The organism is Rhodococcus sp. ARP2 (genome assembly GCF_001029585.1).
Classification (GTDB): domain Bacteria; phylum Actinomycetota; class Actinomycetes; order Mycobacteriales; family Mycobacteriaceae; genus Rhodococcus_F; species Rhodococcus_F erythropolis.
The window spans coordinates 31,197-45,890 of record NZ_LEKE01000068.1 but is presented as its reverse complement, the minus strand read 5'-3'; the positions used below and the strand labels follow the sequence as shown (position 1 = coordinate 45,890).

The 14,694-nt window shown below is 63.6% G+C and carries 12 protein-coding genes; 4 read left to right on the top strand and 8 right to left on the bottom strand.

Annotated elements, in window-relative coordinates; all coding sequences use genetic code 11:
- Nucleotides 1–84 precede the first annotated feature (84 nt).
- The 3 genes from nirB to ABX74_RS19150 all read right to left on the bottom strand — a co-directional run bounded on the left by nirB (nt 85) and on the right by ABX74_RS19150 (nt 5,412).
- A complete protein-coding gene (nirB, locus tag ABX74_RS19160; protein WP_020907121.1) occupies nt 85–2,586 on the bottom strand; it encodes a nitrite reductase large subunit NirB in 2,502 nt (833 codons plus the stop codon).
- 49 nt (nt 2,587–2,635) lie between these two features.
- Complete coding sequence (locus tag ABX74_RS19155) at nt 2,636–4,036, bottom strand: MFS transporter (protein ID WP_085989607.1); 1,401 nt, start codon at nt 4,034–4,036, stop codon at nt 2,636–2,638.
- Between the two features lie 113 nt (nt 4,037–4,149).
- A complete protein-coding gene (locus tag ABX74_RS19150) occupies nt 4,150–5,412 on the bottom strand; it encodes an MFS transporter (protein ID WP_019747810.1) in 1,263 nt (420 codons plus the stop codon).
- A gap of 93 nt (nt 5,413–5,505) precedes the next feature.
- Here ABX74_RS19150 and ABX74_RS19145 point away from each other — a divergent pair, with 93 nt between their 5' ends.
- Complete coding sequence (locus ABX74_RS19145) at nt 5,506–6,186, top strand: FadR/GntR family transcriptional regulator (protein WP_020907120.1); 681 nt, start codon at nt 5,506–5,508, stop codon at nt 6,184–6,186.
- Here ABX74_RS19145 and ABX74_RS19140 read toward each other — a convergent pair.
- Genes ABX74_RS19140 through ABX74_RS19130 form a run of 3 tightly spaced genes read right to left on the bottom strand, consistent with a single transcriptional unit; the run spans nt 6,183 to nt 9,364 of the window.
- Nucleotides 6,183–7,037, bottom strand: a complete 855-nt coding sequence (locus ABX74_RS19140) for a TIGR02569 family protein (RefSeq protein WP_007731227.1) — start codon at nt 7,035–7,037, stop codon at nt 6,183–6,185. The genes ABX74_RS19145 and ABX74_RS19140 overlap by 4 nt on opposite strands.
- Nucleotides 7,038–7,082: 45 nt before the next feature.
- A complete protein-coding gene (gene moeZ / locus ABX74_RS19135) occupies nt 7,083–8,270 on the bottom strand; it encodes an adenylyltransferase/sulfurtransferase MoeZ (RefSeq protein ID WP_019747808.1) in 1,188 nt (395 codons plus the stop codon).
- Nucleotides 8,271–8,317: 47 nt separating this feature from the next.
- Nucleotides 8,318–9,364 carry a DUF3152 domain-containing protein gene (locus ABX74_RS19130; RefSeq protein ID WP_153212496.1) on the bottom strand — a complete coding sequence of 349 codons (1,047 nt, stop codon included), beginning with the start codon at nt 9,362–9,364 and terminating at the stop codon, nt 8,318–8,320.
- Nucleotides 9,365–9,693: 329 nt separating this feature from the next.
- Here ABX74_RS19130 and ABX74_RS19125 point away from each other — a divergent pair, with 329 nt between their 5' ends.
- On the top strand, nt 9,694–10,365 hold the full coding sequence (locus ABX74_RS19125) for a TetR/AcrR family transcriptional regulator (protein WP_003942309.1): 672 nt from the start codon (nt 9,694–9,696) through the stop codon (nt 10,363–10,365).
- Between the two features lie 69 nt (nt 10,366–10,434).
- Here ABX74_RS19125 and ABX74_RS19120 read toward each other — a convergent pair whose 3' ends face one another.
- Together ABX74_RS19120 and ABX74_RS19115 are read right to left on the bottom strand one after the other, a co-directional pair.
- On the bottom strand, nt 10,435–10,665 hold the full coding sequence (locus ABX74_RS19120; protein ID WP_003942312.1) for a DUF3107 domain-containing protein: 231 nt from the start codon (nt 10,663–10,665) through the stop codon (nt 10,435–10,437).
- Between the two features lie 107 nt (nt 10,666–10,772).
- The gene (locus ABX74_RS19115) at nt 10,773–11,468 is read right to left on the bottom strand and encodes a ferritin-like fold-containing protein (RefSeq protein ID WP_029255047.1); all 696 of its coding nucleotides are present in this window, start codon (nt 11,466–11,468) and stop codon (nt 10,773–10,775) included.
- A gap of 400 nt (nt 11,469–11,868) precedes the next feature.
- Here ABX74_RS19115 and ABX74_RS19110 point away from each other — a divergent pair, with 400 nt between their 5' ends.
- Both ABX74_RS19110 and ABX74_RS19105 read left to right on the top strand, forming a co-directional pair.
- Nucleotides 11,869–13,473, top strand: a complete 1,605-nt coding sequence (locus ABX74_RS19110; protein ID WP_030244557.1) for a DEAD/DEAH box helicase — start codon at nt 11,869–11,871, stop codon at nt 13,471–13,473.
- A 9-nt stretch (nt 13,474–13,482) separates the two neighbouring features.
- Entirely contained in the window at nt 13,483–14,685 is a 1,203-nt protein-coding gene (locus ABX74_RS19105) for a PQQ-binding-like beta-propeller repeat protein (protein WP_029255045.1), read from the top strand.
- Nucleotides 14,686–14,694: the final 9 nt, after the last annotated feature.

The window sequence follows — 14,694 nt, the reverse complement described above, 5'->3', positions numbered from 1 at the left end:
CCTCCTGTCGATCCGGCGACAACGTCGCGCGGGTTCTTGTCTACGTTTCTACGGACCCCGTGTTTCCCACGGGTTACGCGACTATTACCGGCGCGTAGGGATGCTCGGCATACCCATCAGGACTGGAACCTTGCGCACTCCGGTCTCGTCGAACACAACCGTCGGGTCGGCTTCTTCCGGTGCGTTGACGAACGAGACAAACCTCGACAACTTCTCCGGATCACCCAGCACACCAGCCCATTCGTCCTGGTAGCCCTCGACGTGCTTGGCCATCAGAGCCTCGAGTTCTTCGCCGATTCCCAGGCTGTCTTCACAAATAACGGCCTTGAGGTGATCGAGTCCGCCTTCGAGTGATTCGACCCACGGCGCCGTGCGCTGGAGGCGATCGGCGGTGCGGATGTAGAACATGAGGTAGCGGTCGATGTACTTGACCAAGGTTGCGTCGTCGAGGCCTCCGGCAAGCAGCTGAGCGTGTTTGGGCGACTGTCCGCCGTTGCCGCCCACATACAGATTCCAACCGTTCTCCGTCGCGATGACGCCGACGTCCTTGCCACGCGCTTCGGCGCATTCACGAGCACATCCCGAGACGCCGAACTTGATCTTGTGCGGCGAACGCAGGCCGCGGTAGCGGTTCTCGAGGTCGACGGCCATTCCCACCGAGTCCTGAACGCCGTAGCGGCACCAGCTCGAACCGACGCAGCTCTTGACCGTCCGCAGGGACTTGCCGTACGCCTGACCCGATTCCATCCCGGCGTCGACGAGACGCTTCCAGATCGCGGGCAACTGTTCGACACGAGCCCCGAACAAGTCGATGCGCTGACCGCCGGTCACCTTCGTGTACAAGCCGAAGTCACGCGCCACCTCACCGATGACGATGAGCTGCTCACCCGTGACCTCGCCGCCAGGCATACGAGGTACCACGGAGTACGTACCGTTCTTCTGGATGTTCGCGAGGAAGTGATCGTTGGTGTCCTGCAACGACGCCTGCTGGCGGTGCAGGATGTGATCGGAGTCCGTCGATGCCAGAATCGAAGCGACTACGGGCTTGCAGATGTCGCAACCGGCGCCCTTGCCGTACTTGGCGATCAGCGCCGAGAAGGTTCTGGTCTGCGTCGACTGGACGATCTGGAACAACTCGGCCCGCGATTGAGCGAAGTGCTCGCACAGTGCCTTCGACATCACGACGCCGGAATCGGCCAGCAGCTGCTTCACAGTGGGAAGGCAACCGCCACAGGTGGTTCCGGCGCTGGTGCACGCCTTCACCGAAGCAATGTCGCATGCGCCGGCCGCGATTGCGCCGCAGATGGCTCCCTTGGTCACCGCGTTGCACGAGCACACCTCGGCATCGTCGGGCAGCGAGCCTGCACCCGGCTTCTCCCCCGCAGGCGAGATCAATGTCGCCGGGTCACCGGGTAGTTCGCGACCGACCAGCGGGCGCAGCGACGCGTAGGCCGACGCGTCACCGACAAGAATGCCGCCGAGCAGGATCTTCGCATCATCGGAGACCACGAGCTTCGCGTACGTCCCCTTGGACGCGTCGCTGAGGACAACTTCGAGAGCTCCCGGTGAGGTCGCCATCGCGTCACCGAAACTGGCGACGTCGACGCCCATGAGCTTGAGCTTGGTGGACATGTCGGCGCCCGGGAAATCCGCGGCGCCGCCGAGCAGACGATCGGCCACGATCTCGGCCGTCGTGTAGCCGGGAGCAACCAGACCGTAGCAACGGCCTTCCACCGCAGCACATTCTCCGACGGCATAGATGTTCTCGTCCGAAGTCACGCAGCCGAGGTCGGTCAGGATGCCGCCGCGCTCCCCCACTGCGATGCCGGCGTCGCGGGCCAGCTGATCTCGCGGACGAACTCCGGCGGAGAAGACGAGCAGCGACGCGTCGATGGTGGAGCCGTCGGAGAGTTCGACCACAATTCCGTTGTCGGCCTGCGAGATTCCCGCCGTCCCGACTCCGGTGTGAACGGTGAGCCCGAGTTCGGTGACGAGGCGAGCGAGCAGTGCGCCGCCGCCCTCGTCGACCTGCATCGGCATCAATCGCGCATTGTGTTCGACGACGTGTGCCGTCATTCCCATGAGCGAGAGAGCATTTGCGGCCTCGAGTCCGAGAAGACCGCCGCCCACCACGACGCCGACAGCGCCAGGACCCGCCTTCTCGGCGGCGGCCCGGATACCGTCGAGGTCGTCGAGGGTGCGGTAGACAAAACATCCGTCGCCGTCGTGCCCCGGTACGGGAGGCACGAACGGATACGAACCGGTCGCCATCACCAGAGCGTCGTAGGAGATCGTCTCGCCGGTTGTCGTCGTGACCGTGCGTGCATCTTTGTCGATCGAGAGCGCGCCTTCCCCCACTCGGAGGTCGACCAGGCTGTCGCCGACGTAATCGTTGCCGGCCAGTGCCAATTCCTTGGGGTCCCACGCTCCGACGTACGAGGACAGCCCGACTCGGTCGTACGCTGCGTACTGCTCGTCGCAGAGTACGGTCACCGACCAGTTGTTCGCTTCGTCGCGCGAACGCAGTGCCTCGACGAATCGGTGTCCGACCATTCCGTGTCCGATGACAACAACCGACTTGCTCATGACGCCTACTTCCTGAGGTACGAGATAGTTCTGAGATTCTGCGGACCGCTCACGCCGTGACTGCGACCTTCGCCTCGTCGACGTCTGTGGTCAGCGTCGACGGCTTGCGCAGGAAGACGAACCAGGTGACTGCGATGCAGGCGATGTAGAAGGCCAGGAACACCCAGAAGGCCATGGTCGCCGACTTCGCGGGGCTGCTGTACGACGCGCGCAGCACCAGGTTGATGCCTACGCCGCCCAAACCGCCTACCGCACCGGCAAATCCGATGAGAGCACCGGAGATACTGCGCGACCACGTTGCCTTCTCGCTTCGATCCATGTGATCGAAGCTCTGAGCCTTCGCCTCGAAGATCGCCGGGATCATCTTGTAAACGGATCCGTTTCCGATGCCGGAGAGCAGGAACAGGGCGATGAATCCGAGAACGAATGTCACCATGATTCCGGCGCTGGCGACGCCCGCGGTGTTGTCGTCCATCGTTCCGGCCGTCACGAGAATCGATGCAGCGAATGCCATGGCGACAAACGTCCACATGGTGATCTTGCCGCCGCCGATCCGGTCGGCCAGCTTGCCGCCGAGGGGGCGAGCGATCGAACCGAGGAGAGGACCGATGAAGGCGATCTGTGCTGCATGCAGCGCGGCCGCGGCCGGAGTGGCACCGCCGGCGAGGAAGTTGATCTGCAGAACCTGACCGAAGGCGAAGCTGAATCCGATGAAGGAACCGAACGTACCGATGTACAGGAAGCTGATCACCCACGACTCGGAGAACTTGAGTGCCTTGGCCATCGAGCGCAGGTCCGACTTCTGGTTGCCCAGGTTGTCCATGAACAGCGCGGCACCGACGGCAGCAGCGGCAATGAACACGAGATAGACAGCGCACACGATCCACGGAGCACGGTTACCGACGGTGGCGATCACCAGCAGACCGATCAGCTGGATCATCGGCACACCGATGTTGCCGCCGCCGGCATTGAGACCGAGCGCCCACCCCTTGAGGCGTTGCGGGTAGAAGGCATTGATGTTGGTCATCGACGACGCGAAGTTGCCGCCGCCGATACCTGCAGTGGCCGCTACCAACATGAACGTGGTGTACGACGCACCCGGATTCATCATCAGGTAGAGCGTGAGAAGTGTTGGTACGAAGAGGAACAGCGCACTCATGACGGTCCAGTTGCGACCACCGAACCGTGCGGTGGCAACCGTGTATGGAATGCGGAGGACCGACCCGACAAGTGTGGGCACTGCGACGAGGAAGAACTTTCCGGCCGCGTCGATGCCGTAGATATCCGTCGGCATGAACAACACCATCACGGACCAGATCGACCAGATCGAGAAGCCGACGTGTTCGGCTACCACTGACCAGATCAGGTTCCGCTTCGCGATGTCCTTGCCGCCGGATTCCCAGGCGTCGACGTCCTCTGCATCCCAATGCTCGATGTAATGACTCACCAGGGCCTCCTGAATATGTTGGAGACCCAAAGGTAGAAAACGGTTATTGCGCCGGTGCTGCGTGCGATGACCGCGAAGTCAATTGATCCTCACCCGGTAACAAGACCGGGTGTGAGCTAGTTTTTCGCAGGTGCGTGCCAGGAATCCTCGAGCATCCGAGGCTTGCATGCCTGGTAGGCGCCCAGGAGCACCACGATCACAGCGACGACGAGCAGGCCGAACGGCGCAGCGTATCCACCGGACACGTCGTGGAAAACGCCGAACAGGAGCGGACCGAGGCAGGCAACGGAGTAGCCGATGCCCTGGGTGAAGCCGGACAGTGCCGAGGAACCGATGTGCGAACGAGTACGCAGGTTGATCAGCGTGAGCGACATCGGGAACGTGCTCGGACCGAGGCCCAGGACGACAACCCACACGACCGGCGCCGCCATCGGGGCAAAGTACAGCCCGCCCATGCCAACCAGGTAGCAGACGGCACACGCGATCACGACGGGGAAGGGATTGGCCATTCGGGCGCACAGCGTCGGCGCACCGAACGCTGCGACGAGCCCGATCACCGAGAACATTCCGACCATCGTTCCGCCGAAGGCATCACTGGCTCCGGCGTCACGAAGGATCGAGGGAATCCACGTGAACATCGAATACGTGATCAGTGAGGTCATGCCGAACATGCCGGCCATCCCCCAGGCCACGGGAGAACGCCAGACCTGACCGCGTGGCTGTTCTGCCACTGCCGCAACCGAATCCGATGCATTCTCGACGGACCCGGCTTCGTTCGCGCGAGCCTTGCGCGAGCGAGCGAGGGTGATCAACCACGGCACGGCTGCGGCGAAGCCGAAGGCGGACCACCAGCCGATCGAGAACCGCCACCCGAAGGCGTCGGCAACCGGGACTGCGACGAACGCCGGAACGATGGTGCCGATCTGCACGGCCACGATGTAGACCGAACTCATGGTGGCGAGGCGATCCGAGAAGTACCGCTTGACCAACGGCGGGATCACGACATTGCCGATTCCCATGCCTGCCAGTGCCAAAGCCGAGAGGGCCAGCAACGACCATGTCTGAGACATCATGGCGCGCAACAGCATTCCGACGCCGGCCATGAGCATCGCGACGAGGGCCGTTCGCTCGAGCCCGATACGTTTCGCGATGGCGGGAGTGATGAGACCGAAGATGGCGAACATTGCGGTCGGAACCATGCCGAAGACACCGACGATCGAGGCGGAGAAGCCGATCTCGTCGCGAATCTCGGCCGCCAAGGGCGAGAACGAGGTCACCGCAAGTCGAAGTACGAGCGCAGACATCGCAATCGCAGCGAAAACGAGCACACGGCCTTGTATCAACGAGCGGGTTTCGGTTCTCTCCAGTTGAGCAGTCACCGGCAAATCATAGGATGACCGGACGAACTCGCACAAGCGCGGTAATCTAACGTCACATTCACACCACTTACCCGGACCCGAGGAAACAACCACGTGCAACCCGTTCGACGCGCAAGTCTCATCTCGCAGGTCACCGAACAACTCCGCAACGAGATCCGGAGCGGGACCTGGCCGATCGGTTCCAAAATCCCCACCGAACCGGAACTGTCGGAGCTGACCGGGACCGGTCGCAATACCGTGCGCGAGGCGGTCCAGGCGCTCGTTCACGCCGGAATGCTGGAACGTCGTCAGGGATCGGGCACCTACGTCGTTGCTGTCTCCGACCTCGGTGGCACTCTCGGCAACTACTTTGCCGGCGCCCACCAGCGGGATGTACTCGAACTTCGGCGCGCACTCGACATCACCGCGGCCACCCTCGCCGCCGCACGGCGAACCGAAGACGACATCGCCGAACTGACGCGACTACTCGAGCTTCGCACCGCGTCATGGGAGGGTCAGGACATCGACGCTGCCACCACCGCGGACGTCGCCCTGCACCGAGCAATCGTCGCGGCCAGCCACAACGAGGTCTACCTGGAGTTCTACGACTCCCTGCTCCCCGTCATCGAGACCACGATCCAACAGCACATCGATGCAACCGGCGAAGGATTCCACTCGCAGCACGCAAACCTCGTCAACGCTGTCGTCGACGGGAACACCGTGGCCGCCTCGAACGCCGCACGCGAGCTGTTCGAGGGCCTGGTCTCGGACTTCGGTACCGGCGCCCCGATCTAGAGCAGCAAGCGCACGATGTCGGAAGTACGGGCCAACCCCGGGAACGCGTCCGCCGTCGAGCGGGGATGCAGAACATGAACTGCCAGGCGGAACATCACCGCACGTAGAAGCATCTGCGGCCACTCGGGGAGATCTTCCCACCGGCCGACCAGTGCCTCGTCGGCACCGCCCCACGAGATCGCGTCGACCACAGCGACGGCGGCGGCCCACGCAGCCGGTCGCCAATACGGCGTGATGTCGGTGATTCCGGGGGCCATACTGCCCGAGAACAGCACCGTCCCGAACAGATCGCCGTGCACGAGCTGGTCCGGGCTCTGCACCGGCTTCCGCAAAGTAGCGAGCCCGGCAATCAGTTCCAGACTTTTGCGACCGTCCGGAGTGGGCGTCTCGAGTTGCTCGACGCCCTTCGCGATCCTCAGCGGAACCGTTTCCCATGCCGCGCGATCAGCGGCGACGAATACGTCGACCTCGGCCCACGGCGGCACCGGCGGTTGTGCAAGGAAGCGCGGGCGCTCGAGCGAGGCCGTCGCCGCATGCAGTCGGCAGGACATCGAGACCACTTCGTCGTGACGTGGTTCCGGCGATCCGACGATGAATGTGTCAGCGCGCCAGCCCGAGACGACGTAACGACCGTCAGTCGAACGCACCGGTCGAGCCAGCCGAACGCCGTCGACTTCGAGGTTCTCTCGCACCTTCGCCGACCACGCTGCGCGGGCATGATCCGCGACTGCTGAAAGGACGACGTCTCCACACAGCCACCCGCCGTCCCAATCCGCACCGAGTGGGATGGGATCGACTTCACGGAGGCCGAAGGTGGAGCACACGTGCTGGGGAGGTTGGCCTGTGCTCACACCCCAACGCTACCGGTGCGCGGCGCCGCCTCCCGCGAGGCGCGCCTAGTAGACCGGCAGACTCGCATCCACCTGGTTCGCCCAGGCGATCGCGCCGCCTTGAACATGAACTGCGTCGGAGAAACCGGCGTTCTTGAGAAAGGCCAGTGCCTCGGCCGAACGAATGCCGGTTTTGCAGTACAGAACTATCTGCTTGTTCTGCGGCAACGTCGCCAGAGCTTCACCGGAAAGGATGCGGTCCTTCGGGATCAGCACCGCCCCCGGCAGATGCATGATGTCCCATTCAACTGGTTCTCGTACGTCTACCAGCTCGATCGATCGTCCCTCGCCGATCATGGCCTCCAGCTCCGGCGCCGTGATCGTAGAACCGACAGCAGCAGCGCTCGCCTCTTCGGACACGACGCCGCAGAACGCGTCGTAGTCGATCAAGGCGGTGACCGGCACGCGGGTCGGATCACGCTGAAGGCGGATCGTCCGGAACGTCATCGCAAGAGCGTCGTAGATCATCAGGCGCCCGAGAAGCGGTTCGCCGATCCCTGTGATGAGCTTGACCGCCTCGGTCGCCATGATCGAACCGACGGTCGCAGGCAGGACTCCGAGCACACCACCCTCGGCGCACGAGGGGACCATGCCGGGCGGCGGCGCCTCCGGGTAAAGATCGCGATAATTCAGTCCCGCGCCGTCCGGGGCGTCTTCCCAGAAGACCGAGACCTGCCCTTCGAAGCGGTAGATCGAGCCCCACACGTACGGCTTTCCGGCGATGACGGCGGCATCGTTGACGAGGTACCGCGTCGCGAAGTTGTCCGTACCGTCCAGGATCAGGTCGTACTCCGAGAACAGTTCGACCGCGTTGGAGTTGTCCAGGCGGAATTCGTGCAACCGGACGTCGACGTGCTCGTTTATCTCGAGAATCGACTCCTTCGCGCTGACCGCCTTCGGGCGTCCGACGTCGGAGCGTCCGTGAATCACCTGACGCTGCAGGTTCGACATGTCGACCTCGTCGAACTCGACGATCCCGATGGTGCCCACTCCTGCGGCCGCGAGATAGAGCAGTGCAGGCGAACCCAATCCACCGGCGCCGATGAACAGGACTCGCGCATTCTTGAGCCGCTTCTGGCCGGTCATGCCCACGTTCGGGATGATCAGGTGCCGGCTGTATCTGGCAACTTCCTCCCGGCTCAACTCGGCTGCCGGCTCCACCAGTGGTGGCAATACGACGGGTGTTGCAGACACCGCGAAACACTCCTAGTTCAAGACGAGATCAGGGATTCTCGATCCGGTCACGCTCGAGGGTACGGCCACGGATTGAAGCGGCACGTGAGTCCGTTCATCGGAACGACGCCCTCGGGATCAAGCCTAGCGATGTCGTTGTTCGCGGTTCCGAAGGTCTGCTGCATCATGATCGGTGCGAGTCCGCCTTCGGTCTCGCACGGCTGATGAGCGGCGTATCCGATGGCATGGCCGACCTCGTGATTGATCTGATACTGCCGATACGAGCCGATGTCACCCTGGAACGAAATGGCGCCTCGCACCCATCGCGGTTCGTTGAGCAGGACTCGGTCCATGCTCGGGTTGTAGCAGGATCCTTCGAGTTCGATCTCGTATCCGCAGCCTTCACGGATAGTCATCTGCGAGGTCAAGGAGATCCGGAAGTCCGGCTCGCCCGCGTCGACGCGCCGGAACGCGACCTTGGGATCATTGGTCCAACTCTTCGGATTTGCCAGCGTCTGATCGACCATGCGTCCGTACGATTCGTCACCGCCGAAACCGGTCGTGTCGACGCCGTCCTCGATCTCGACCGTGTACGTGAACTCGCGTTCGGTTCCCTGTCCGACCTTGCCCGTCGTACCCGGTACGACGTGCCACGTTCCGCCGCCCGCGACGGTGAACGGACCACCGTCGGGGAGAGCACCGGACGGTATCGACGACGCAAAGGTTCCGTCTCCGGCCGGCGGCGCACCGATGACGTCGGTTCCGTCGGTGCTGTGGGCGAGGTCGGCAGTGGCCGACGTCTTGCTCGCGGTGTCTGTGGCGTCCGGACGTACTGCGTCGACGATCACAAGGATGGTGAGCACCACGAGAACCGGAATCGCGTAGGCCCGCCAACCGTATGTCGAGACGAAGCGCCCGAGCTTGCTCTGCTTTCGCGCTGCCCGGTCCGGCCGCGGATTACGCGGGGTTCGGCCCACTTCTCGTTTGGTCGGATCCCACTGGGCACGCAAGGGCTGATGGGAGGAAATGCCGCGATAGTCGCGTTCGCCGTAGGCACGATCATCCGGCACCTCTGGCCGACGTTCGTCGCGGGGCGCTCCAGTTCCGCTACGCATTCGACGTTCCTCACGTTCAGGGTTCTGCGTAGTTCGTCCACGCATGCGCGGTCCCCCTGGGTCAGTCACGTCGTCCAGAATCTCACACACGGCAAGTCGCTCGCCCGGGCTGACCGAAACATGCTGGTCCTGGCGTGTCATGGCAACCCGTCCTGTAACGAGAAAGACCGCTGGTCTCGCTCACCGAGGCACGCGCGACTCGCCCGGGCGACACACGGTATCGTTCATTCGGCTACGACCGGTGTGACGGAGGATACTGGCGGGTACGCACACGCGACTCGCGGATCCGCGCGCCGACCGAATTTACTTTTGCTCAGATTGGAAGCGACATGACAGAACTCGCGGATCGGACAGACTCCGATCGCGGTACAACGGCTGGCAAGCCTGCCGGAACACGTCGCAGCACCCGACTCCCCCGCGATGCGCGCCGCCTCCAGCTCCTCGCAGCTGCAAGTGAGGTATTCGTCGCGAACGGGTACCACTCGGCCGGCATGGACGAGATCGCCGAGTGTGCCGGTGTCAGCAAGCCAGTCCTGTACCAACACTTTCCAGGCAAGCTCGAACTGTATGTCGCAGTCCTGCAGAGTTATGTCGACAGCCTCATCTCGGGTGTACGCCAGGCCCTGCGATCGACGACGGACAACAAACAGCGTGTCCGCGCCGCAGTCCAGGCGTTCTTCGACTTCGTCGACAACGACTCGCAGGGCTTCCGCCTGGTGTTCGAGTCCGACATCATGGGCGAACCTCAGGTCCAGACACGCGTCGAACAAGCCACCGAAGCCTGCGTCGACGCCGTGTTCGACCTGGTCAGTCAGGATTCCGGACTCGATCCGTATCGCGCGCGCATTCTTGCCGTCGGTCTGGTCGGTGCCAGCCAATTCACGGCGCGGTACTGGCTCGAAGCCGCGCGGCCGATCCCCAAGGAAGAGGCCGTGGAAATCACCGTGACACTGGCGTGGGGCGGTCTCTCACACGTGCCGCTGCAGGCCGAAACCAAGTAACCGGAACCCGAACGAGAATGGGCGGGCAGTCTCACGACTGCCCGCCCATTCTGCTGTTACAGCTACGCGTCAGACGGTAGGCGCGAATCCGACCTTGCGGATATCGGACGGACCGATCTCCACGTACGCCACACGAGAAGCCTGCACCAGGAACTTGCGGCCCTTGTCGTCGACGAGAGCCAGAACCGGCTCGCGGCCACCGAGGACAGCCGCGACCAGTGTCTCGACCTCGTCAGGGGTCTGTTCGCTGTTGACGATGAGCTCACGCGGGCTGTCGATTACACCGATCTTGACCTCCACGGTCAACCTCCGAACTGTTCGTGAATTACATCCGTTGTCGACGCAAGGCTAATGCAGCAGCGACCGCCCACGCTCCTCTGCACGCTGTGCCCAGAGCGAACAGGCACCTAGACGAGTCCGAGAATCGCCATCCGCTCGGCGTGCTTTGCCTGCATACCGTCGAACAACGCGACAACTCCGTTGAGGTCACCCGAGGCCGAGATCACCAGATCCGTGAGGTCCTCACGCTGCGCCAGCACGAACTGCGCCTGCGTGATTGCTTCACCCAGAAGACGGCGTCCCCACAACATCAGCCGGTCCTTGGCGCGGGTGCTGGCCTCCACTGCTGCCTTCACCTCGAGCACCACGAACTCCGAGTGGCCCGTCTGGGACAGCACGTCCTCGACGATCTCGGCGACATCCGCCGGGAGGGAGTGCCCGATCTCGCGGTAGAAATCGGCAGCGATTCCGTCGCCGACGTACGCCTTCACGAGCGATTCCAGCCACGTCGACGGTGTCGTCGACGCGTGATAGTTGTCGAGAGCACGAACGAACGGGTCCATGACGGCAAAGATCTCGTGGCCACGTTCCGTCAGCGCCGTTTCCAGAGTCTCGAAGTGGTCCATCTCGGCGGCGGCCATGCTGGCGAACGCCACCTTGCCTCGCAGGTCCGGTGCCATTTGTGCGTCCTCCGCCAACCGGTAGAACGCCGAAATCTCGCCGTAGGCGAGAACGGCAAACAAATCGATCACGCCGGGGTGATCGGAAGCGACTCGGCCTCCGGTTCCAGCGTCCGTCGAAGCATCAAGATCGTGTGCGCCCATGACTACGAACTGTAGTGCTTCGACGGCCGACGCGACCGCCAAGGACCGCATGTCCGATTCGGTGATCTTCGACATGTCATCGCGAGGGGCGGACAACGTGCAGCTACAATGGTCTTGGGAGTTCGCCAGTTCCCCCGGCTCTTATGATTAGCCGGGACGGCTGCTTTAGGTCAGCCGACACGACTGTGCTCACGCGGACCCCACCGATAATGTGCGCGCACCTGCATCGACGGTTGTTGCCCGCTTCGCCGAGATCTCCGGACGGTTCGAATTCGTCCGAGTGGAATTCAGTGCTGAGGCGTAGGCATGACCGAAGAAAAAGAGGGCATCGACATCGGCCGATTTACGGCCTGGCCCCTTACCTTGTGCGTGCGTACCGCCACGAGGAAAGGCTAGTCCCCTGAGCAAGATCACTGTCGACCACGAAGACGAAGCAACCGAGAACACCGTTTCCGTCCAGCTCGACGACACCCATGTACCCCCGAGCTTCGCCGAACTCGGTGTCCGCGACGAAATCGTCCGCGCACTGAACGAGATCGGCATCGAGCGCACCTTCGCCATCCAGGAACTCACCCTTCCGTTGGCTCTCGCCGGTGACGACCTCATCGGTCAGGCCCGCACCGGAATGGGCAAGACCTTCGGTTTCGGCGTCCCGCTCCTGCATCGCATCGTCACCGCCGAGAACGGCACGGCTGTCCTCGACGGCACGCCTCGCGCTCTGATCATCGTTCCCACCCGCGAACTGTGCATCCAGGTCGCTCGCGACCTCGAGAACGCCAGCAAGTACCTCCGAGTCGGCGACCGAGGCCTCCAGGTTCTGCCCATCTACGGCGGACGGCCGTACGAGGCGCAGATCTCGGCACTGCAGAAGGGCGTCGACGTTGTCGTCGGCACCCCGGGTCGCCTGCTCGACCTCGCCAACCAGTCGCACCTGATCCTGGGCAAAGTGGGCGTTCTCGTCCTCGACGAGGCCGACGAAATGCTCGACCTCGGATTCCTCCCCGACATCGAACGCCTCATGGGCATGGTCCCCGACAAGCGTCAGACGATGCTCTTCTCCGCCACGATGCCCGGCCCGATCATCACCCTGGCTCGCACCTTCCTGACGCAGCCGACGCACATTCGCGCCGAGGAAGCCGAATCCTCCGCAGTGCACGACCGCACGAGCCAGCACATCTACCGTGCGCACGCTCTCGACAAGGCCGAGATGGTCGCCCGTGTTCTGCAGGCCGAAGGCCGCGGCGCGACGATGATCTTCACCCGCACCAAGCGCACAGCCCAGAAAGTCGCCGACGATCTCGCCGAGCGCGGTTTCTCCGTCGGTGCCGTCCACGGTGACCTCGGACAGATTGCCCGCGAGAAGGCCCTGAAGGGCTTCCGCAACGGCAAGGTCGACGTGCTGGTCGCCACCGACGTCGCCGCACGCGGCATCGACATCGACGATGTCACCCACGTCATCAACTACCAGTGCCCCGAGGACGAGAAGACCTACGTCCACCGCATCGGTCGCACCGGCCGCGCCGGACGCACCGGTATCGCCGTCACGCTGGTCGACTGGGACGACATTCCTCGCTGGCAGCTCATCGACAAGGCACTGAGCCTCGGAATCCCCGATCCGGTCGAGACGTACTCGAGCTCGCCGCACCTCTACGAAGAGCTGTCGATTCCGGCTGACGCCAAGGGCACTGTTCGCAGGGCCAAGGCCGCCCCTGAGAAGGCTGCAACCGACAAGGCAGCAACGGACAAAGCAGACGCGCCGAAGACGGCCGACGCCGACGGCAACGAAGAGAAGGCCGCGCCTCGTCGCAACCGGACTCGCCGCCGTACCCGCGCTGGTGCTTCGACCGACGCCGCGACGTCCACCACCGCCGGCGCCACCACAGCTCCCCCTTCGGCACCGGCTGCAACCGCTACCGAGAACTCGGACGAAGACGGAGCGGCCAAGCCGCGTCGCCGTCGGCGTCGTCGCCCCGCGGCTTCCGCGACGGCAGGCGCCGCAGAGTAAGCTGCCGATGTGCTGGCTCCCGAAAGGCGTACTCGCTCAGATGTGATCGGTGCGCTGGCAATCGCGCTGGCCGTAATCGTGGCGGTGACCGTGGTGTGGTTGCGCAGTGATGCGCGCGGAACCACCTCGGTCACCGCCGAATCTCCACTCCCACCTCTGTCGACGTCGGTGTTGTTACCCGACATCCTGAGGCAGACGTGGGAATCTCCCAGTGCCGACTCGACGGCACCGATCACCGTCGGAAATGCCGTCGTCACCGCCGACGGTTCCGACGTGATCGGCCGCGACCCGGCAACAGGCGAAGAAGTGTGGCGATACGCGCGCAACATTCCCCTGTGCGGTGCGATCGGTTCGTGGGATCGCGTCGTCAGCGTCTATCAGGACAATCGCGGTTGCTCTCAGGTCACGTCACTGGTCGCCGACACCGGCGCCCGAAAGGACCAGCGCAACAGCGACGCCGATTCCGCGGTCAGTTTGTCGGCGGACGGCACCTATCTGATCTCACGCGGCAGTGAGCGAATGGAACTGTGGCGCTCGGACCTCGTCCGAACTCTCGAGTACGGCCGGGTCGACGCGAAGGTCAATCCGAACAAGCAACCCCGCACCGGATGCACGCTGCTCGACGCTGCGTCGAGCGCCAACCGAGTCTCGGTACTCGAACGTTGCCCGGGTGAAGCCTCCAACAGGTTGACGGTGATGAACCCCGCACCGAAGGACGCCCAGGAACCCGAAGAATACGGATCATCGATTCTCCTCGGCTCCGAAGGCGCCCGCCTTCTTGCCGTGGCCGGCGAGAAGACGGCGGTCTACCTCCCTGCCGCCAACGGAACCGCTTCTCGCATCACCATTTTCGACGGAACCGGCAATCCGATCGTCGACTATCCGATCGAGGGAGCGGTGACCGAAGGGGCCCGCACCCACGCCGACAAGGCTTCGATCACGTGGTGGACCGGCTCTCAGACGGTCAACCTCCGCCTGAGCGACCTGGCTCCGACGTGGATCGTCAACGGAACGTCAGGGCCCGGAAGCATGGTCGCCGGTCAGATGCTCATCCCCGTTCCGGGCGGCATTGCAGCCGTCAGCCCGTCGGACGGAGCGGTGCAGCGCATGATCGCAGTCGACCGCGGTGAGACGACGACGCCGATCGTGCTCGCCAGTGCGGGCGAGACGATTCTGGAACAGCGCGGCGATACCTTGTTTGCGCTGCGCTAGAAGCTCTCG

Excerpts from the sequence above, each read along its gene's own strand:
- nirB (WP_020907121.1), bottom strand. The coding sequence starts at position 2,586 with ATGAGCAAGTCGGTTGTTGTCATCGGACACGGAATGGTCGGACACCGA.
- ABX74_RS19130 (WP_153212496.1), bottom strand. The coding sequence starts at position 9,364 with ATGCGTAGCGGAACTGGAGCGCCCCGCGACGAACGTCGGCCAGAGGTG.
- ABX74_RS19125 (WP_003942309.1), top strand. The coding sequence starts at position 9,694 with ATGACAGAACTCGCGGATCGGACAGACTCCGATCGCGGTACAACGGCT.
- ABX74_RS19115 (WP_029255047.1), bottom strand. The coding sequence starts at position 11,468 with ATGGGCGCACACGATCTTGATGCTTCGACGGACGCTGGAACCGGAGGC.